This window comes from Paraburkholderia sp. GAS42 (genome assembly GCF_050436565.1).
In the GTDB taxonomy this organism is placed as follows: domain Bacteria; phylum Pseudomonadota; class Gammaproteobacteria; order Burkholderiales; family Burkholderiaceae; genus Paraburkholderia.
The window spans coordinates 149,533-167,331 of sequence record NZ_JBNDML010000006.1; the positions used below are offsets into that span (position 1 = coordinate 149,533).

The window sequence follows — 17,799 nt, forward strand, 5'->3', positions numbered from 1 at the left end:
GTCAGTCGTCCTCGCGCGGGGCAGATGGTTTGACGGCCGACACACCGGGGCCGGGTTGCACGACAGGCGCCGGTGCGGGCCCCGGCGTGGGTCCGCCAGCGGATCCGCCCGCCGCTCCGCCGCTCGAGCCGGGCGTCTTCTTCTTGCCGCTCCGTTCCGACATCGATTCGAGCACGTAGAAGAACATCGGGATGAAGAACACCGCGATCGCCGTCGCGCCGAGCATCCCGCCGATCACGCCCGTGCCGATCGAATGCCGGCTGTTGGCGGATGCGCCCAGCGCAATCGCCAGCGGCACGCAACCGAGAATAAAAGCGAGCGACGTCATCACGATCGGCCGCAGACGCTCGGACGCCGCCGTCACGGCTGCGTCGTATACCGACTCTCCCGCTTCGCGGTTCAGCACCGCGAACTCGAAGATCAGGATCGCGTTCTTCGCCGCGAGCGCGACCAGCATCGTCAGGCCGATCTGGAAATACACGTCGTTTTCGAGGCCCCGCAGCATGATCGCGAGCAATGCGCCGAAGAGCGCGAACGGCACGGCCATCAACACACCAAACGGCAGGCTCCACTTCTCGTATTGCGCCGCGAGAATCAGGAAGACCATGATGAGACCGAATACGAACACGAGCCCCGACGTGCCCCCGGCCTGCCGCGCCTCGTAAGCCTCGCCGCTCCACCCGAGGCCATAGCCCGACGGCATCACTTCGTCGGCCACTTCCTCGAGCGTCGAGATGACCTGACCGGAGCTATAGCCTGGCGCACCATTGGCCGTAATCTTGACTGCTGGAAAGTTGTTGAAGCGCGTCATGAGGTCGGGGCCTGTGACGTACTTTGATGTCACCACGGATTTCAACGGCACCATGCTGCCCGTCTTGCTGCGCACGTATATCTGGTTGAGATCCTCTGGCGTCAACCTGTAGGACGGTTCCGCCTGCAGGATCACCTGCCACAGCCGGCTCGAACGATTGAACTGCGATACGTAAAGCGAGCCGAACATCGTCTGCATCGCGCTATACACTTCTTCGATCGGCACGCCAAGCGTCTCCGACTTGTCCCGATCGACATTGACAAGAAGCTGCTGCGCCGATGCATTGAACGTGGACGTCACGCGCGCAAGTTCAGGCCGCTTTTTCGCCTTTGCGAGGAAATCGTCCACGACCCCTGCTAGCTGCGCGGTGGTCGCGTCGCCCATGCTCTGAATCCACATCTCGGTGCCGCCTGTCGTACCGAGCCCGGGAATGGACGGCGGATTGACCGGCAGGATGATCCCCTCTTGCACATCGGCGAAGTGCTTATACGCGTCGATCAGCACGGCCCGTGCGTTCTGCGTCCTGATGTTGGCGAATTTGTAGCGCTCATCGAAGCTCTTGAAGCCGATGAAGAACGTGCTCGCGTTGTTCTTGTTCTGGCTGTCAAGCAGACTGTAGCCATCGACGATCGTCACGCTACTCACCGCCTCCTGCTTCATGAAGTAGTCGGTGACCTTCCGCGAGACATCGCCCGTGCGATCGAGACTCGCCGCATCAGGCATGATGATTGCGCCAAGCAGATATCCCTGGTCTTCCGGCGGCAGAAACGACGTGGGAATCGAGCGCATCATGACGACCGCCAGCGCGATCATCCCGACAAAGAGCAGCAACGCCACTGCGAAACGTTTGATGACCAGTTTGACCGCACGCGTGTAACCGTCGGTCATTTTTGCGAAGCTGTTGTCGAACCATTTGAAGAAACCGCGCTTTTCATGGTGCCCGGGCTTGAGCAGCAATGCGGCAAGCGCCGGTGAAAGTGTCAATGCCACCAGCCCCGACAACACCACCGAGATCGCGATCGTGATCGCGAACTGCTTGTACAACTGACCCGTGATACCCGCGAGAAACGCCACCGGTACGAAGACTGCACACAGCACCAGCACGATCGCGACGACCGGGCCCGCGACTTCGTCCATTGCGCGCTTGGCTGCATCCTTCGGACTCAGCTTGTGCACGTTCATGTTCCGCTCGACGTTCTCGATCACGACGATCGCGTCGTCCACCACAATACCGATCGCGAGCACCATCCCGAACAAGGTCAGCATGTTGATCGAGAAGCCGAGCGCGAGCATCCCCATGAACGTGCCGACAATCGATACCGGCACCGCGAGCACCGGAATCAGTGTCGCGCGAAGGCTTTGCAGGAACACGAACACGACAATCACCACCAGCACCAGTGCTTCGAAGAAGGTGTGGATCACATCCGAAATCGACGCGCGCGTGAACTCGGTTGTGTCCATCGCAATGCTGTATTCAAGACCTTCTGGAAAGGTCTTCTTCATCTCGGCAAGCGTCGCGCGCACCTGTTTCGACACGTCGAGCGCGTTCGCACCGGGCTGCTGGTAGACAGCGATGATCGTGGCTGGCTTGCCCTGAAAGCGGCTGCGAATCGAATAATCTTTCTGACCGAGATCGGCGTGGCCTATGTCCTTGAGCCGCACGATCGCTGCATCGCCATTGGCTGCACGGATGATGATGTTGTCGAACTCGGCAGGGTCGCTCAACCGGCCGGTGGTCGTGACGGCGAACGACTGCTCGACAGGCGAGCCGGTCGGTGACTGGCCGATGCGGCCCACTGCGAACTGCTGGTTCTGGTTGGCGACCGCGTGCTGCACGTCACTGGCCGTGACGCCGAGTTGAGCCATTCGATCAGGCTTCAGCCAGATCCGCATCGCGTAGTCGGGCGTGCCGAAGATCGCCGACTGGTTCGCGCCCGGAATGCGCTTGAGCGCATCGAGTACGTAAATGTTCGCGTAGTTGGCGATGTATGTCGCGTCGTAGCGGTCAGACGGCGAATAGATCGAGATGACCATCATGAACGCCGACGACTTTTTCTGAACCTGAATCCCCTGCGCCTGAACCGACTGCGGCAACTGCGGCAACGCGAGATTCACGCGGTTCTGCACGTCGACCTGCGCGAGTTCGGGGTTGGTTCCGATCTGAAAGTACCCGTTGACGGTCAGGTTGCCGGTCGATGAACTCGATGAGTTCATGTAGATCATGTTATCCGCGCCGTTGACCTGTTGCTCGATCGGCGCGGCGACATTGTTCGCGACCACGTCCGCGCTGGCGCCTGGATAGGTCGCGGAAATCGTGATCTGCGGCGGCGTCACGTCCGGGTATTGGGCAATCGGCAGATTGACCATCGCCACCGCACCGCCGAGCGTGATGACGATCGAAATGACCGTTGCAAAGATCGGACGGTCGATGCAGAAATGGGAGATGTTCATTTCGCTGGTCCGTTCACTTCGATGCAACGGTATCGGACGGTCGTCCCTTCGTGCTGTTCTGGTCGCCCGGTGGGGCGTCGTCCGCGGCGTGCGGCGCAGGCGCCGTCGCGACGATCTTCAGCGGCGTATCGGCAACCACACGGATCGCACCATCCACCACGACCCGCTCGCCTGCCTTCAGACCTTGCGTGATGAACCAGTCATCGCCGTGCCATTCGCCCACTTCGACCACGCGCTGATGCGCTTTCGAGTCGCTATCGACGACCCATACGAAATGGCTTTTGGAGCCCTGCAACACCGAACGCTGCGGCACGAGTATTGCGTTGGGACGGATCGCGCCGGACACCCGGGCGCGGACGAACTGCCCCGGACGCAGCGTGCCTTTGGGATTCGCAAACGATGCGCGCACGAGGAACGTGCCGGTTTGCGTGTTGAACGCCGGGTTGGCAAAGTTGATGTGACCGCGGTCCGGGAACTCCGTGCCGTCGGCCAGCACGAGCGTCACCTCAAAGTCCTGGCTCGCCGGGAACTTCAGACGGCCCGCCGTGATGTCGTCGCGGTATTTCAGCAGCTCGTTTTCGGAGACGCTGAAATTCGCCCACATCGGATCGAGCTGATAAACGTAGGTCAGGAGGCCCGTGGCGGCCGCCGTCACGTAGCTGCCGTCCTGCTGCCTTGCGAAGCTCGACAGGCCCGTGAGCGGTGATTTGATCGTTGTATAGCTGAGATTCAGCTGTGCCGTCTGCACCTGCCCCTGCGCGGCGATCACTGCCGCTTCTGCCTGCTTCTCGTTGCCGGTCGCATCGTCGAGATCCTTCTTGCTCAACGCGTTCTGCGCAGCCAGCGGGATCACGCGCGCGAGGTTCGCTTTCGTCACGTAGAGCCTCGCCTGCTGCTGCGCGAGCTGGCCTTTTTCAGTCTGCAGCGCGGCCTCGAATGGCTTCGGGTCCATCAGGAACAGCGTCTGCCCGGCGTGGACCAGGTCCCCTTCGGTGTACACCCGCTTGTCGAGAAAGCCATCGACGCGCGCGCGGATCTCGACTTCGCGCGAACTCTGTGTCTGCGCGGTGAACTCGAAATCGACGGGCGTGTCGCGCTGGGTGACCTGCATGACGGTGACCTCCGCGGGACCGGCCGTCGGCACCGCCGGCGCCTTGTGACAGGCCGCGCACAGCATCACCGGAGCGAGAACGCACAGCCAGCGCCACGGGCCGTGAGCGGTCATCTTCAGCTGTGCGTGTTCACCGGCCAGCGGTGAGGGTTGCATCTGAGCATCCAGGCTTGCGCGTTTCATCGGATCACCGTCTCAGCTACATGGGAGTGCAGGCGCCGAACAGCACCAGCGTGTCTTCGCGGTTGACCAGCGTGACGGCCAGCGAACCGGTTGCCTTGTCGAGCGCGATCGTCCACGCGTAGCCGAGTTCGGTGCCTTGCATGACTATCTGTCCCTGGCCGTTTTCCATGAACCGGATCGGCGTCGCGCGTACCGGACCCACGACCGTTTTTTTCGCGAAGTCGATACGCAGGAATTGCGGCGCGCCCAGCTCGGCTGGCAACGCGCGCAGACAGATCTGGCCCGGATCGCAGTCGTGCGCATCGATGGTGGCGCAGACAAGCGGCTTGCTGCCGTCGAAGTCCGCTGCCAGCAGGGTGGTCGACAGGAAACAGGAAACCGCCGCAAACATCAGACAGGTGTAGTTCTTTCGCATGGCTGCCTCTCGTGCCGCTCGCGGTGGCTACTGGATCGTGTACCCGCGGCCGGTCATACACGCCCCCACCGCGCGGTTGAAGGTGGCGAGCTCCTGCGAAGTCTGCTGCTGGTTGGCCTGCGTCTGGGCAGCGGCCGCCTGCTGCGTGCGTCGCTGGCGCATGCCTCCCGCCGCGGTGCCCGTGATCGCGCCAATCGCCGCGCCCTTCCCGGCATCGCCGGCCACCGCACCGACCGCCGCACCGAGCGCCGCGCCGCCTGCTGCGCCACGCAGGCGTTCGCCCTGCGGCGGCGGCACGCCAGGTTGATTGGCGCTCTGCTGCGCGAGGGCGACGGGGTCCACGCCGGTCGTCTGCTTCGCCCACACCTGACACTCCGCGGTATCGCTTTGCTGACGCTGCGGACTTTGCCCTTTGGCGGGGTAGATGATGGGCTGCTGCGCGCCTGCGGAACAGACAAGCAACAGCATCAGCAAGCCAGTCGAACCTCGTACGATGGGTAGCATGGCCAGAGTCCCTTTTAATTCGCCTTGCCGGCGCCCCTCTCACTCACGACCGTCCGCGCAGACACACGCGTCCGCGTGTCCGTTATGCGTGTCGTCCGCGACTTGCTCAGGGTGCCTGTCGCGCGTTCCACGCCGCCGGCAGTAAGCGGCCTGGTTGCACGCGCAACGATTGCGTTCCGCCTAGCCTCTGAGCCTCGTGATCTTTTGACCTTGCAATCCCATGCCGGCCATCAGCCCCGTTTGTCCAAAGATGAACGCATACACATCGGACTGGAGTGTGGTCGTGGTCATCGACCTGGCCATGCCTGAATCCACTACGACGATGCTCGGCCCCACGCCGAACGACCAGCCATCACTGCTGTGCAGATAGTTGACAGCTGCGTCTGTCATCAGGAACATCGCTTCGGCGAACGACTGCACACCGGCCTGCAGCCCGTATGACACAGCCGTGTTGTTATAGACGCCTGTGACCTTGCCGTTCTCGATCAGTACGCCGTCTCCGCCTTGCGCGCCGACGAGAAAACCCGCCTTCACGATGCTCGGAAACACGAGAATCGCCTTGGCCCTGGTGGACAGCTCTTTCGCCTTGGGTTCCTTCGCATACAACGCTTCCAGCGCAGCGAAGCTATCTTTCTTGAGCACCGAATCTTCGGCGACCGGCGTTGACGACATTCCAGTCGAGGACGAGGAGCCATCTCCCCCCGTTGAGCAGGCCGCGGCGACGGCCAGAAGCGGAACAGCTGCAGCAAACCGGATGCTCTTGCGCATGACGCACACTCCCTTTAGCGGTGTTTGACGCCAAAATGAACCGCATCCCCGCCTGCGGCCCTCATCGGATGAGAACAATATTGGTGTTCGCGCAAGTCAAAGACAATTGGCCTTTGGTCCCATATCGCGCCGATACGCCTAGCCGTTTGAACGGCGTACGGCCTCAGGGCTGTTGGGTGCTGTCTAAAGCAGCGCGTACCGTCTTCACGAACAGTTCGTCGTTGAACGGCTTGCGCAGATAGGCGAGCGCGCCTGCTGAGAGCGCCTGCTCGCGCACACCGATATCGTCATGGGCCGTGATGAAAATGACAGGAATTCCGCTACCGGACAGACGTCGCTGAACTTCCAGCCCGTTGATTCCCGGCATCTGTACATCGAGAATCACACAGTCGGGACGGTAGGACGGCATGGACGACAGCACTTCGAGGAACCGGTCGCCACTGGCGAACGTTTCCGCGACTATGCCAATCGAGCGCAAAAGTCGCTTGATAGCCCGGCTCACCGAATCATCGTCATCGACCACGACAACGAACGGTTTGGCTTTTCCCATTCTGAATAGTCCGGTGTACGGGAGCTCGCGGTTCTCACACTCCCCACCGGTTAGACTATGAGACACCAGGCGATGCCGATATTGGACTTTGGTCCCGTGTGTGACGACCGCGAGTGAATACCCGCAGATGACCCCATCGGCATTCAGTGGGGAGCGTGCGCCTCGAACGCGCCGCACAGGCCGACGCGGTCGGCCATCAGCACCAGCTGTGCGAGCGACGTGACCTCCATCTTCGCCATGACGCGGGCACGATGGACCTTGATGGTTTTTTCGACGGTGCCCAGCTCACCCGCCACCTGCTTGTTCAACCGGCCGGCAACGATCAGCGACATGACTTCCCGCTCGCGCGGCGTCAGACGATCGACGCGGCGCTGGATCTGGTCCAGTTCGCTGCGGCTGTTCAAGGTCTGGGTGGCACGTTCGAGCGCCTGATCGATTGCGCGTAGCAGATCGCTCTCGTGCACCGGTTTAGCGAGGAAATCAGACGCACCCGCCTTCATTGCACCGACGGTCATCGCAATGTCGCCATATCCGGTGATGAAAATGACCGGCAGCGACACATTCAGTTCGCGTTGCAGTTCGAGACCGTTGAGGTCGGGAAGCTGGATATCCAGCACCACACAGGCGGGACAGGTGACCGTACCTGCCCGTTGGAGAAACGCCCTTGCCGAGTCGAACATCTCGACCTGATAGCCGGCTGAGCGGATCAGGCGCCCCAGCGCGATACGTACCGAATCGTCATCGTCGACAACGAACACCAGCGATGTGGCAATAGTCATGGCCTGTATCGCGACCCGTTTCTCCGCGCCCTACCCGGCGATCCAGATAACGTGACACGTCGCGCCTCGATCAATGTTTACTCTGGGCCCAGCGTGTCCCGCGATCGAATTTGATGACTGTCGTGATCGGCAAGCCGGAGCGGGGGACTGGGTTTCTTAATTAAGAAACGGTGTGCAAAAAGGACTGCCGGTACGGCGACAGCATTCTGCAATGCACATTCAATCGTAGGTGCGAGGAGGGCGATAGTAAACACGACATGCGCTAAATTTGGCGCATTTGAACGAATTCAATCTGGCGTGTTGCAAACAAGCCCCATTCGGGCATGTATTAGACCAAAGGCCAATTGCGCCCGTTTAACTATGTACGAATATTCTCGGGGACAAACTAATCTCAACTGTGTTTATTCGTGCTGGAAGAACTGATACGACGGTTCGAGACGCGTACCGCCATTGCGGCGCTTGGCGCTTCCGCCGGGGCGATCGCTGTTTCCTGATGTCGCCAGCTCGCCGGTTGCGTTCGCCGTCGTCGCCATGGCCGCCTTCTTTGCCGCTGTCGTGCGCGCACCAATCACCGGTATTGTTCTCGCAACTGAAATGACGGGGAGTTTCACGCTGCTCCTGCCGATGCTCACCGCGTGCTTCACGGCGATGATCGTTCCCACCCTGCTGCGCTGTCCGCCGATCTACGATTCGTTGCGGGACCGGGCTACGGGTAACGCATCCGGATGACCGGCGCATCAGACCAAGGTCCAATTGTTTTCGGTCTTTCGGCACATATAGTTTTAACGATATGAATTTTTCATCCGGTCGGTGTGACCCGCTCCACGGTTGTGCTGCGGGTATACGCGTACTCCATGCAGTGGCCGGACAAGTGCGGATTAAAGCAGGACCTGGCGGCATCCATGCCCCACAGGGTCCTTACCGATGCCTGATGGAATGCCGGTGTGAACCCGTGATCGTTGTATGCGGCTTCCGCCAGACGCGGAGGACATATAAGTCATGGCAAAGACACTTAAGGCAACGCCTGCGGACACGACTCAGGCCTGGGGAAAGTTCGACCATACGGTGGTCGTTCTGCAGGGCGGTGGCGCGCTGGGCGCCTATCAGGCGGGGGTCTATGCAGGACTCGCTGAATGCGATGTCGAACCTGACTGGATCGCCGGTGTATCGATTGGCGCGATCAACGCGGCGCTGATCGCCGGCAATCCGTCCGCAAGGCGTGTCGAGCGATTGCGCGCATTCTGGGAGCGCGCATCGGCACGGTCGCCGTTCATCCCTCCGGCTGTATTCGATCCGATCCGTCCGTTTTTCAATCTCGTGAGCGCGGCCTCCACGGTCGCATTCGGCGTCCCGGGATTCTTCACGCCACGATTTCCCGCGCCGCTGACTGCGCGCGAAGATGACATCAAGGCGTTAAGTCTTTACGACACGCGTCCCCTCAAGGCGACGCTCGAAGAACTGGTCGACTTCGATCTGCTCAATAGCAATGGCATTCGTCTGTCGCTTGGCGCCGTCAATGTCCGGTCCGGAAATTCGATGTATTTCGACAGCAGCAAGATGCGGATTGGACCTGAACATGTGATGGCGAGCGGCGCTCTGCCTCCAGGTTTTCCAGCGATAGAAATCGATGGCGAATGGTATTGGGACGGCGGCATCGCCTGCAATTCGCCACTCTGGTATGTGCTCGACGAAGACTATCGAATGAGTGCGCTAATTTTGCAGGTTGACGTATTCAGTGGCCTCGGCGCATTGCCGCAAAATATCGCGCAGATGCAGGAGCGCGCCAAGGACATCCAGTACGCCAGCAAGACACGCTTTAACACCAGCCGCATCAGCGAAATCGAAGAGCTTCGCGCCGCACTGCGCCGGCTGCTCGACAAGCTGCCGCCGTCCATGAAAGACGATCCCGACGTCGCGAAACTCAGCACGATCAGCACACGCGGCGCGGTCGCGCTCGTTCACTTCATTAACCGCAACCGCTCGCAGTCGTCGAATTACAAAGACTACGAATTCTCGCGTGCCACCGTGATGGAGTTGTGGGACTTCGGATACAGCGACGCCAAACGCTCGATTGCGGATCCCGAATGGCAGAACGCGACGAATCTCGGCAACGGCATACGTATCTATGACCTCACACAATCCGGCACGCCATCGCCGTCGACATAAGGAGAGGCATCGTGATCGCAGCCAACGCAAAAGCGCCTCTCCTTGCGATACCGCTCAGGTGCTTCGGGACAGCCCTTTGTCTCGCACAGACATCTCAATTGCACCCCTGACTCGTTGCGCTTTTATAGCAGGTCTTGCCACTCGGACTTTTGTAGACCCCTTTCCCGTTTTTGGTCATGGCCTCTCCGCCCCTGCTTGTCTGGGTCGTGGTCACGCCCGCCGGGCCCTTTTGGGACTTCCATGCGTTGCCCGTGTTCGCGTTATAGCCGCCAGCCTCCTGCCCGTTATTGCACGCGGTGACGCCGCGCCCGTTAGTCGTGCATTCCGCGAATGCGCTCGAGGAGAGCATCACGCATGCCAGCAATATCAGAATCCTCATAGTCGTCTCCTGGTGTGTGGTCGACACGAGGCCGCTGCGCTGGCGCGTGTCTTACTGAATGGTAGGTGATTTATGCCCGCTTCCTGACCTCAAAAACCCGCTGATCTGTTGAGATGTCGATGCGACTGATGCCCTTTATTTCCGTGACCGGCGCGGTGCAGGACGCGGCGCGTGCGCGGCGTATCCGGAATCTGTGCGCAGGCGTGGCGTTGATATGGTCCGCATTGTCGTACGCGCAGGAAATGGAGCCGCGCACCTATTCAGCCGTTCCGGTCGGAACGAACTTCGTGGTGCTGAGCTATGCGCGATCGAGCGGCGACGTCACATTCGATCCTTCGTTGCCGGTCACCGACGTGCAGGCAACAATCAATACGTGGGCACTCGGTTATTCCCATAGCTTCGGCGTGCTGGGGCATACCACGAGCGTCGCCGTGTCGGTGCCGTATGCCAACGCCGACGTCACAGGCAATGTGGAGGGCGTGCCTGGTCACGCCTACCGGTCGGGCCTCGGCGACGTGCGATTCAGGATTGCCGTCAATCTTCTCGGCGACCCCCCACTCACACCCGAGGAATTCGCGCGGCGCAGCCCCACCACCATCGTTGGCATGAGCCTGAGCGTGGTTGCGCCGACGGGCCAGTACGTGCCGTCCCGCGTGATCAACGTCGGGGCGAACCGGTGGTCGTTCAAGCCAGAGATCGGGCTGTCACAACCGATCGGCAACTGGTTTGTCGAAGGCACGGCGGGCGTATGGTTCTTCACCGACAACACCGATTTTTTCCGCGGCCGGCGACGCAGTCAGGATCCCATGCCCGCCTTCCAGTGGCATGGGGGCTACACCTGGCGACCGGGTTTGTGGATCGCAGCCGACGCGACGTATTTCGCAGGCGGAAGAACAAGCGTGAATGGCGTCCAGGATCAGGACCTGCAGCGCAGCGTGCGCTATGGCGTCACGCTGTCATTTCCACTTGCTTCGCAATTTTCGGCAAAGCTCGCGTGGTCGCGCGGATTGATCACACGCGTGGGCGGCAATTTTCAAACGATATCGATTGCGCTGCAATATCGCTGGTTCAATCACTGATCCGGCGCTGGCACTCCCCCGCTACTGCCCAAGTATGGCGTACGCATCGCGCAGCGGTTCAAGCGAAACTGTGATGACTCCGCCGAGCGGTGTAGTCATTTCCATCACCAGGAAAATTGCCCCCGAAACGGAGAGTGCGCCGAGCGCCAACGCAGCGATGACCGTTCCGTTTGGGCCCGCGAACATGCCAAACGTGCCGAAGATAATCGACAGCCACAACACCAGTGTTACCAGCAGCGGTACAGGGATCGAGCCCACCGACTGCAACAGCGCCAGCCAGCGCACAGCCAGCACTTCATCGGCGATCTGACCGGCGCGCGCCTTCAACTGGCGCTGTTCCTCCTGCGCTGGTGTAAGCGCCTGCAACTTGCGCTGAAGCGCTTCCGAGTGGGCGATTGCCTCGCGGCTAGTCAGACTTGCAAGCTGCGCCGCGTCGCCGGAGGCGATGACCTGGATCAAGTGGCCGTAGGCCTCCTTGATCGAAAGCCGGACATCCTGCGTTTCCGGTCCGTATTGGGCCAGCACGCGATCGAGCCGGATGATGCTGGCCGCACTGTGCACGAGCTCGCCGTTGACGGTGTCGAACGAGCTTTTCGCCGACGAGATCAGAAGGCCGAGCACGAGTGCGGCCATCGTCGCGATCAGGCCCGTCGCCAGCTTGACGACACCGATCGATTCGTCGCTAAGGTGATGCTGCGGCAGCATGGAGCGCACATACAAGCCAAGCAGTGCGCTTCCAAAGACACATGCAAACACGATCAAGGCGATGATGATATGGTTCACCGTTCGGTCCTCCCTCTCTGGTGGCAAGCGTGTTGCCCATGGACATCACGCACACGGGCGCAATCCTGCCTGCTGCATACCCGGAAACGAGGACACCCCGCGCCGGAGGTTCCTCAAGGGGCGGGAACCACGCGGTAATAAACGCCGTTCGCACCGTAGGAGGGCTGGAACCACGTATTGCCACACAGGTAGTACGTCCCGCCCGAAACCGCTGGTTTGATGCAGCCGGCAGGCAGCACTGCATAGATCGCACCCATCGCAAACGCTGCGTTCGCGGCCGTCGCTCCGGCGACTACCCCAGCGTTGTATGCACTTGTGCTGCCCGCGGCAACGCCGGCGCTGTATGCATTCGAAGTAGCGGCCGCCGTGTTGGCCGAAGCCACCGCCGCACCGGCCGCCACACCAACCGCCAGACCCGCAGCAGCAGCGCCCGCGGTGGACCAGCCACCGCAGTTGTAACATCCGGACCCGTAATTGTTCACGGTAACGGGCGGATGGTAGGCGGGGTATGGCGCGCCGCCATAGTAAGCACTGTGATATGCGGTCGAGCCCGACGCGCTTGTATAGCTCGTGTAGCCGGACCCTGTCGCGTGATAAGCCGAGCCGCCATAAGCGTTGGTCGCGCTGGTGCCCTGACCGTATGTGTGGGTCGCGCTTCCGCCGTAGGGATTGGAAAAGTTCGTCTGGTTCGAGCCTGCCTGGTGGCTGGCTGTATCGCCGTAGCGGCCGGTTGCGGTCGTGCCCTGACCGTAAGTGTGCGTTTCACTGCCGCCCGCATAGTCGGTACGGGTTGTCGATCCGTAACTGTGCGACGTGGTGCCGCCATATGCATTGGCATGCGACCACGCGCCGGCAGGATCGGATGCAAGCGCCGGGACGAGCAGACTCAGGAGACAGGCGACGACGTTCTTCATGATGCGTCTCCTCATTGAGTTCTGGCGGGCTTCATCTTCGGCGGGGGTTTCATTCCGGGCGCGCCGCCAGCGTCCGGACGCGCAAATGCAATGCGTGCGGCGTTGACTGCTCCGGCCGGATCGAACGCGTTCGCCGGAATGGAGACATCCAGCTGCCAGTTCGATAACTCCAGCACATGACGCAGACGGACGCGGTCGTTAAGGTAAATGGCGTAGATACGTCGCGGGAGTCTGTCGTCTGCGCCGATCCAGACCTGCACGAACACATCGCCGGTAACGTACGCCACGATGTCCGTCGTCGTGCCGCCGACAACGCTCGATTGACCCACATAGAAGGCGATCTTCAAGCCGTCGGCAATGTCCTTCCAGGGATCCGCGACGATCACGTCGGTGAACGGAAAATAGATCGCGCCTGTGTTGTAGGCAGCCTCCAGCGCGGCATCGATGGTCGGTGGCGCGTCAGCGACGGCGACCAGATTCTCCGCGGGCGCGAATGCCGTCATGGTCTTGCCGTTGTAGTAGAACTCCGAGGCCGGACCATCGCCAGGTGTGATCACCTTGAGCTTGTCCGGCCGCTGCATCGTGACTTCCGACCGGGTGGAATACACGAGCGGGGGACCGAGGCGGCTAGGACTTTCATAGGAAACGACCGCCGTGAAAGTCATCGACTTCGCGGCGGCTAGACGGGCGCTGGTTCCCTTGAGGATATCGATCGCGCGTGGTTCAAGTCCGGGCTGGAACGTGAGCGCCGCGGCCGTAGACGCAGATTTCCCCGCCTTGGGCGTATGTTGCATTTTCGACGACTGCTGCGCGTTGCCGCTTGCGGCCATGAACATACAAAGCATGACAAAGGTCACGCTCCTCTTCAGTTTCTCATAGGTCATCGCAGCCTCGGCAAATCAGCGGCTCAGCGGCGCGGGTTAGCGGCGTGCCCGTAACGATCAGGGAATCATGCCGCACTCAAACATCTTGTTCACGATGGGCGCGGCCACCTTGTTGATGAACGCGGCGCGCATCTGCGGATCGTCATGCAGCAACTGCACGGCCTGCTGCTCTCTTTCAGGCTTCGGCTTGCCCTTTTGCTGCGCACGTTCCTGCCACAGCTGCTCGCAGGACGATGACTGGTACTTTTGAACAACGTTATCGGCGACCATGTCCATCACCGGGAACTGCGCAATGGCGGTGCCTGCGAAAAGCAGCACTGGCACCATCGCAAACCAGAGGAGACGGTTTGTCATTTGCTTTCCCTCATAGGGTCATGTGTCAGGGAAAGTGTCGGAATCATCGCTTGAGGAAGCGATCGTCTTGTTCTGGATTTTTCCGCGCACCTCACCTCGGAGCGCACGAGCGAACGCATGCTCCCCAGCAACAAACTACGCGCCTGGCGGGCGCACCGGTATTGGACCTTCGTCCAATACCGGTGCGCGAAAGCCGGCGCTAACGCTCGCGCGCAGGGGGTTGCGGATTGTTCGCCGGGTTCGTGTCGAACCTGCTTACGCTGATGATGCCGGCGTCGCTGACCAGCGTTGACAGTTCAGACTGCAGCGGATCAGCGACCTCTTTGCCGTACACTTCCTCGCTATCTACATAGACGGTAAAGGACCGTAGATACCGAGCCTTTTTCTCAGGCGCTTCAATCGTTTTCCGTGTCCATTCATACAACGGGTATTTTTCGGGGCCCATTCTTTCCGCCTCGCTCACGTAATCAGCGAAAGCGTCGAACTGGCACTTCAAGGATGCATGGTGCCGGTGCAGAACGTCGCGAAGCGCTTCGTGCGACGTGCATGCCGGATCCCCGCGCAGAACCGCCGCGAGTTCGGCTGAGACAGAGATCCTCAACTGGAATTGCCACGCTTCTCCCATGCTTGCCTCGCTGCTGGACTCGTTCGAACATGACCGCACCATGCACAGCGGTCATGCTATCCGATCCCGCGTGCCCGTTGTGAAGGTCCGGCAATGAGCGGCAACCCGCGCGTCTAGAACTTCTCCCACTCCACCTGTTCCGCTGTCGCAAGCGCCGGCAGATTTTTATTAACCGGAGCGGCAACAGAAGCCCGCCGCGCCGGCAAAACTGGCGCCGCCACAGAAGCCGTGCGGGGCGCAACCTGCGCAACCGCACCCAGCTGGAACACACCGACAGTCTCGTGCAACTGCTTACCCTGGCCCTCGAGCGACTGCGCAGCCGCGGCGGCCTCTTCGACGAGCGCAGCGTTCTGTTGCGTCACTTCGTCCATCTGCGTGATCGCCTGATTGACCTGCTCGATGCCGCGCGTCTGCTCATCCGACGCGGCTGCGATCTCGCCCATGATGCCGGTCACGCGCTGCACTGCCTCCATGACATCGGTCATCGTGTGCCCCGCTTCTTCGACGAGCGATGATCCATGCTGCACCTTCTGCACGGAATCGGCGATCAGTTCCTTGATCTCCTTTGCCGCGCTCGACGAGCGTTGCGCAAGACTGCGCACCTCGCTCGCCACCACCGCAAACCCGCGACCCTGCTCGCCCGCGCGGGCCGCTTCGACCGCGGCGTTCAGCGCGAGAATGTTTGTCTGAAACGCTATGCCCTCGATGATGCCGGTGATGTCGGCGATCTTGTTCGAACTGCCGTTGATCTCGCTCATCGTATCCACGACCCGGCCCACGACTTCATTGCCCTTATGCGCGACGTCGGACGCGTTCGCGGCCAGCGCGCTCGCCTGCCGGGCATTGTCGGCATTGTTTTTGACCGTGGCCGTCAGCTGCTGCATGCTCGATGCGCTTTCTTCAAGCGACGCGGCCTGCTGCTCGGTACGCGACGACAGATCCACGTTGCCAGCCGCGATTTCCTTCGTAGCCTGTCCGACTGATTCGCTCGCTGAACGCACTGAAACCATCGCTTCGGCAATCCGCGTCATCAACGTATTGAACGCCGCGCCGGTCCTGCCGATTTCATCCATTCGCTGAACCGGCGCGCGCTGCGTGAGATCGAGCGTCTCGCTGACGCGCTCCAGTGTCGTGCGGATACCGCTCAGGCTGCTCTGGATGATGCGGAACAGGTGTGTGGCCAGCACGCCGGAAAGCAGCAGCGCGACGACGATCACAGCGAGCAGGAAGCGGAATGCCTGCGTGTAGGCCGCTGCGTTCTGGTCACGGACTTCATTGGCGATTTTCATCTTGTACGCGATGTGATCGTCGATGCCCTTCTTCACGTTGCCGGCCGCCACTGCCAGCGCGCCGCCTGCAACCAGCGTCGCGCGTACGCCGTCGAGATCGCCGGCATGCGCGTGTTCGATGAACGGTTCGAGCGCCGTCCGATAGGCGGCCATCGCCGCCTTGTCGGCCTGGATCATCCTGCGATCCGTCTCGTCCGTGATGTTGCTCTGTTCATAGTGGGCAATCGTGTCGTCGAACTGCGTGTTGGCCGTGGCGATCGCCTGATCGAGCGCCGTCTTGTCCGCGCTGTTCGAGAAGACAGCGAGCCGGTAGCCGGCGAGCCTCACGTCGCCGAGGTAGCCCTTGGCTTTATCGAGGGTCTGGATACTCGGAATCGTGTCGGTTTCCACCGACTCGAACCGTTGCTGCGATTGTGACAGTTGCACAAGTCCGCCGGCGCCGACGAGAATCAGCGCAATCAGTGCGACGGACAAGGTGAGAACGAAACGCTGGATGATGGTCATGGGAGGCTTTTCCTTGGCTTTCCTGTCTTATTCGCTAAAGACTTCTGAATCGTCACGTTCCGGCTCCGTCGTTAGCATCGACTCTCTTGAGCGCGCGGGTATCGTACGTTCGGGCGCCAGGGGAGAACGTTCAACCTTGCCGGATTCGCGCGACATCAGTTCGGGGTGCGCTTCGCAGAATGCGCGGCCGGCCTGATAGCCGATGTCGAACAGGAGTTTCAGGTTCGACTCCGACCAGTCGAGCACCTCGGGCCAGTGATCGGGCGGAATGCCGCCCGTCAGGTCTACCTTCAAAAGGCGACGCTTGAACCTGCCGGTAAGCGGGTCGATGTTGTGTTGCAGTTCGAAAAGGCGCATGTCGCTTTTCGCGATCTTCACGAGGGGCGTGATGATGGAGCGCACCCACGCGTCGTAAAGATTGCGCGGTTTGCGGATCAACTGGTCGTCACCGAGGATGTCGAACACGACCAGCGTATCGACGTCGCGATGCAGGCCCGGCGCGCCGTCGTCGTCGGACACGAGCGGCTTGAAGTTGATTGAATCGAGCGCGGCGCCCTCGATGTAATCGTTTCCGTCGATTTCGGTCGGTGGATAGATGAACGGAAACGACAGCGCCGCACGCACATGCGCGGGCGTGATGTCGCGTTTGCCCCACGTTGTCATGTGCTCTTTCGTGAGGTTGTATGCGTTGATATAGAACTCGGGCTGCATCGCGGCGACGGCATCGAAATCGACGACCTGCTCGACGAACGGCAGATGGGCGCAGAGCCCGAGACTTTGCGGCGTCAGATCGGTAGGCGACATCGTTGCGAGAAAGAGCTGCGTCCAGTCCGACCAGAGGTTCGCTGCCGGATTGCCGCCGAAGGAATCGAAAAATGTATTTGCCCATGGCATCGACGAAAGCGTGTTGCGATACGCCCCCGCCGCCATACCCGGTTTCATGAAGACCTTGTAGTTGACCGGGAAAAACTCGTAGATCGAATCGGCCACGCCGATCTGCGCCCATCGGGCGAGCGCTTCTCTCGGTGTGTCGTTGAGCGGCGCTGTGTAGAGCAGCCCCATCAGGGCGCCGGCTCCTGATGTCGAAATGACGTCAAAGTGAATGCCTGCGTCGAGAAACGCCGCCAGTGCGCCCGCGATCAGCGTGGAATTCGGCGCACCGCCGCCGATCAGTAACGCCTTCTTGCCACCCTGCGTATTTACCGTCTGCGCCGTCTGCTCTGCCATAGCTCCCCCGGGTTGAACGAGTC

18 protein-coding genes are annotated in these 17,799 nt (G+C 61.0%); 3 read left to right on the forward strand and 15 right to left on the reverse strand.

Annotated features, from left to right (window positions below; all coding sequences use genetic code 11):
- Position 1: 1 nt before the first annotated feature.
- From P3T16_RS11630 to P3T16_RS11665, 8 genes are all read right to left on the reverse strand, one after another.
- Complete coding sequence (locus tag P3T16_RS11630) at positions 2 to 3,262, reverse strand: efflux RND transporter permease subunit (protein WP_429342404.1); 3,261 nt, start codon at positions 3,260 to 3,262, stop codon at positions 2 to 4.
- A gap of 13 nt (positions 3,263 to 3,275) precedes the next feature.
- Positions 3,276 to 4,487, reverse strand: coding sequence for an efflux RND transporter periplasmic adaptor subunit (locus P3T16_RS11635; RefSeq protein WP_429342526.1), 1,212 nt, complete (start codon positions 4,485 to 4,487; stop codon positions 3,276 to 3,278).
- Positions 4,488 to 4,572: 85 nt separating this feature from the next.
- A complete protein-coding gene (locus P3T16_RS11640) occupies positions 4,573 to 4,947 on the reverse strand; it encodes a hypothetical protein (RefSeq protein WP_429342527.1) in 375 nt (124 codons plus the stop codon).
- Positions 4,948 to 4,998: 51 nt separating this feature from the next.
- Positions 4,999 to 5,475 carry a YMGG-like glycine zipper-containing protein gene (locus P3T16_RS11645; protein ID WP_429255219.1) on the reverse strand — a complete coding sequence of 159 codons (477 nt, stop codon included), beginning with the start codon at positions 5,473 to 5,475 and terminating at the stop codon, positions 4,999 to 5,001.
- A gap of 180 nt (positions 5,476 to 5,655) precedes the next feature.
- Entirely contained in the window at positions 5,656 to 6,147 is a 492-nt protein-coding gene (locus P3T16_RS11650; protein WP_429342405.1) for a YSC84-related protein, read from the reverse strand.
- 259 nt (positions 6,148 to 6,406) lie between these two features.
- Entirely contained in the window at positions 6,407 to 6,793 is a 387-nt protein-coding gene (locus P3T16_RS11655) for a response regulator transcription factor (RefSeq protein WP_429342406.1), read from the reverse strand.
- A 143-nt stretch (positions 6,794 to 6,936) separates the two neighbouring features.
- Positions 6,937 to 7,572 (reverse strand): response regulator transcription factor, encoded by a 636-nt coding sequence (locus tag P3T16_RS11660; protein WP_429255222.1) that lies wholly within the window; start codon positions 7,570 to 7,572, stop codon positions 6,937 to 6,939.
- Between the two features lie 401 nt (positions 7,573 to 7,973).
- On the reverse strand, positions 7,974 to 8,105 hold the full coding sequence (locus P3T16_RS11665; protein ID WP_429255223.1) for a hypothetical protein: 132 nt from the start codon (positions 8,103 to 8,105) through the stop codon (positions 7,974 to 7,976).
- Here P3T16_RS11665 and P3T16_RS11670 point away from each other — a divergent pair.
- The 3 genes from P3T16_RS11670 to P3T16_RS11680 all read left to right on the forward strand — a co-directional run bounded on the left by P3T16_RS11670 (position 8,104) and on the right by P3T16_RS11680 (position 11,196).
- Positions 8,104 to 8,301: a chloride channel protein gene (locus P3T16_RS11670; protein WP_429255224.1), complete on the forward strand. Its 198-nt coding sequence runs from the start codon at positions 8,104 to 8,106 to the stop codon at positions 8,299 to 8,301. The two genes, P3T16_RS11665 and P3T16_RS11670, sit on opposite strands and share 2 nt — an antisense overlap.
- A gap of 270 nt (positions 8,302 to 8,571) precedes the next feature.
- Complete coding sequence (locus tag P3T16_RS11675) at positions 8,572 to 9,738, forward strand: patatin-like phospholipase family protein (protein WP_429342407.1); 1,167 nt, start codon at positions 8,572 to 8,574, stop codon at positions 9,736 to 9,738.
- Positions 9,739 to 10,236: 498 nt separating this feature from the next.
- A complete protein-coding gene (locus P3T16_RS11680) occupies positions 10,237 to 11,196 on the forward strand; it encodes a transporter (RefSeq protein ID WP_429342408.1) in 960 nt (319 codons plus the stop codon).
- Between the two features lie 21 nt (positions 11,197 to 11,217).
- Here P3T16_RS11680 and P3T16_RS11685 read toward each other — a convergent pair whose 3' ends face one another.
- The 7 genes from P3T16_RS11685 to P3T16_RS11715 all read right to left on the reverse strand — a co-directional run bounded on the left by P3T16_RS11685 (position 11,218) and on the right by P3T16_RS11715 (position 17,776).
- On the reverse strand, positions 11,218 to 11,979 hold the full coding sequence (locus P3T16_RS11685; RefSeq protein ID WP_429342409.1) for a hypothetical protein: 762 nt from the start codon (positions 11,977 to 11,979) through the stop codon (positions 11,218 to 11,220).
- A gap of 113 nt (positions 11,980 to 12,092) precedes the next feature.
- The gene (locus P3T16_RS11690) at positions 12,093 to 12,893 is read right to left on the reverse strand and encodes a hypothetical protein (protein WP_429342410.1); all 801 of its coding nucleotides are present in this window, start codon (positions 12,891 to 12,893) and stop codon (positions 12,093 to 12,095) included.
- An 11-nt stretch (positions 12,894 to 12,904) separates the two neighbouring features.
- Positions 12,905 to 13,777: a DUF2092 domain-containing protein gene (locus tag P3T16_RS11695; protein ID WP_429342411.1), complete on the reverse strand. Its 873-nt coding sequence runs from the start codon at positions 13,775 to 13,777 to the stop codon at positions 12,905 to 12,907.
- Between the two features lie 57 nt (positions 13,778 to 13,834).
- The gene (locus P3T16_RS11700; protein ID WP_429255230.1) at positions 13,835 to 14,131 is read right to left on the reverse strand and encodes a hypothetical protein; all 297 of its coding nucleotides are present in this window, start codon (positions 14,129 to 14,131) and stop codon (positions 13,835 to 13,837) included.
- A gap of 199 nt (positions 14,132 to 14,330) precedes the next feature.
- Positions 14,331 to 14,756 carry a hypothetical protein gene (locus P3T16_RS11705; protein WP_429342412.1) on the reverse strand — a complete coding sequence of 142 codons (426 nt, stop codon included), beginning with the start codon at positions 14,754 to 14,756 and terminating at the stop codon, positions 14,331 to 14,333.
- Between the two features lie 113 nt (positions 14,757 to 14,869).
- A complete protein-coding gene (locus P3T16_RS11710; protein WP_429342413.1) occupies positions 14,870 to 16,549 on the reverse strand; it encodes a methyl-accepting chemotaxis protein in 1,680 nt (559 codons plus the stop codon).
- Positions 16,550 to 16,576: 27 nt separating this feature from the next.
- A complete protein-coding gene (locus P3T16_RS11715) occupies positions 16,577 to 17,776 on the reverse strand; it encodes a patatin-like phospholipase family protein (RefSeq protein WP_429342414.1) in 1,200 nt (399 codons plus the stop codon).
- Between the last annotated feature and the right edge of the window lie 23 nt (positions 17,777 to 17,799).

Bases quoted from the DNA above. Each gene is read 5' to 3' on its own strand.
- P3T16_RS11680 (WP_429342408.1), top strand. From the start codon at position 10,237: ATGCGACTGATGCCCTTTATTTCCGTGACCGGCGCGGTGCAGGACGCG.
- P3T16_RS11650 (WP_429342405.1), bottom strand. From the start codon at position 6,147: ATGTCGTCAACGCCGGTCGCCGAAGATTCGGTGCTCAAGAAAGATAGC.
- P3T16_RS11700 (WP_429255230.1), bottom strand. From the start codon at position 14,131: ATGACAAACCGTCTCCTCTGGTTTGCGATGGTGCCAGTGCTGCTTTTC.
- P3T16_RS11660 (WP_429255222.1), bottom strand. From the start codon at position 7,572: ATGACTATTGCCACATCGCTGGTGTTCGTTGTCGACGATGACGATTCG.
- P3T16_RS11665 (WP_429255223.1), bottom strand. From the start codon at position 8,105: ATGGCGACGACGGCGAACGCAACCGGCGAGCTGGCGACATCAGGAAAC.
- P3T16_RS11715 (WP_429342414.1), bottom strand. From the start codon at position 17,776: ATGGCAGAGCAGACGGCGCAGACGGTAAATACGCAGGGTGGCAAGAAG.
- P3T16_RS11645 (WP_429255219.1), bottom strand. From the start codon at position 5,475: ATGCTACCCATCGTACGAGGTTCGACTGGCTTGCTGATGCTGTTGCTT.
- P3T16_RS11710 (WP_429342413.1), bottom strand. From the start codon at position 16,549: ATGACCATCATCCAGCGTTTCGTTCTCACCTTGTCCGTCGCACTGATT.
- P3T16_RS11640 (WP_429342527.1), bottom strand. From the start codon at position 4,947: ATGTTTGCGGCGGTTTCCTGTTTCCTGTCGACCACCCTGCTGGCAGCG.
- P3T16_RS11630 (WP_429342404.1), bottom strand. From the start codon at position 3,262: ATGAACATCTCCCATTTCTGCATCGACCGTCCGATCTTTGCAACGGTC.
- P3T16_RS11655 (WP_429342406.1), bottom strand. From the start codon at position 6,793: ATGGGAAAAGCCAAACCGTTCGTTGTCGTGGTCGATGACGATGATTCG.
- P3T16_RS11635 (WP_429342526.1), bottom strand. From the start codon at position 4,487: ATGACCGCTCACGGCCCGTGGCGCTGGCTGTGCGTTCTCGCTCCGGTG.
- P3T16_RS11705 (WP_429342412.1), bottom strand. From the start codon at position 14,756: ATGGGAGAAGCGTGGCAATTCCAGTTGAGGATCTCTGTCTCAGCCGAA.
- P3T16_RS11695 (WP_429342411.1), bottom strand. From the start codon at position 13,777: ATGACCTATGAGAAACTGAAGAGGAGCGTGACCTTTGTCATGCTTTGT.
- P3T16_RS11675 (WP_429342407.1), top strand. From the start codon at position 8,572: ATGGCAAAGACACTTAAGGCAACGCCTGCGGACACGACTCAGGCCTGG.
- P3T16_RS11690 (WP_429342410.1), bottom strand. From the start codon at position 12,893: ATGAAGAACGTCGTCGCCTGTCTCCTGAGTCTGCTCGTCCCGGCGCTT.
- P3T16_RS11670 (WP_429255224.1), top strand. From the start codon at position 8,104: ATGGCCGCCTTCTTTGCCGCTGTCGTGCGCGCACCAATCACCGGTATT.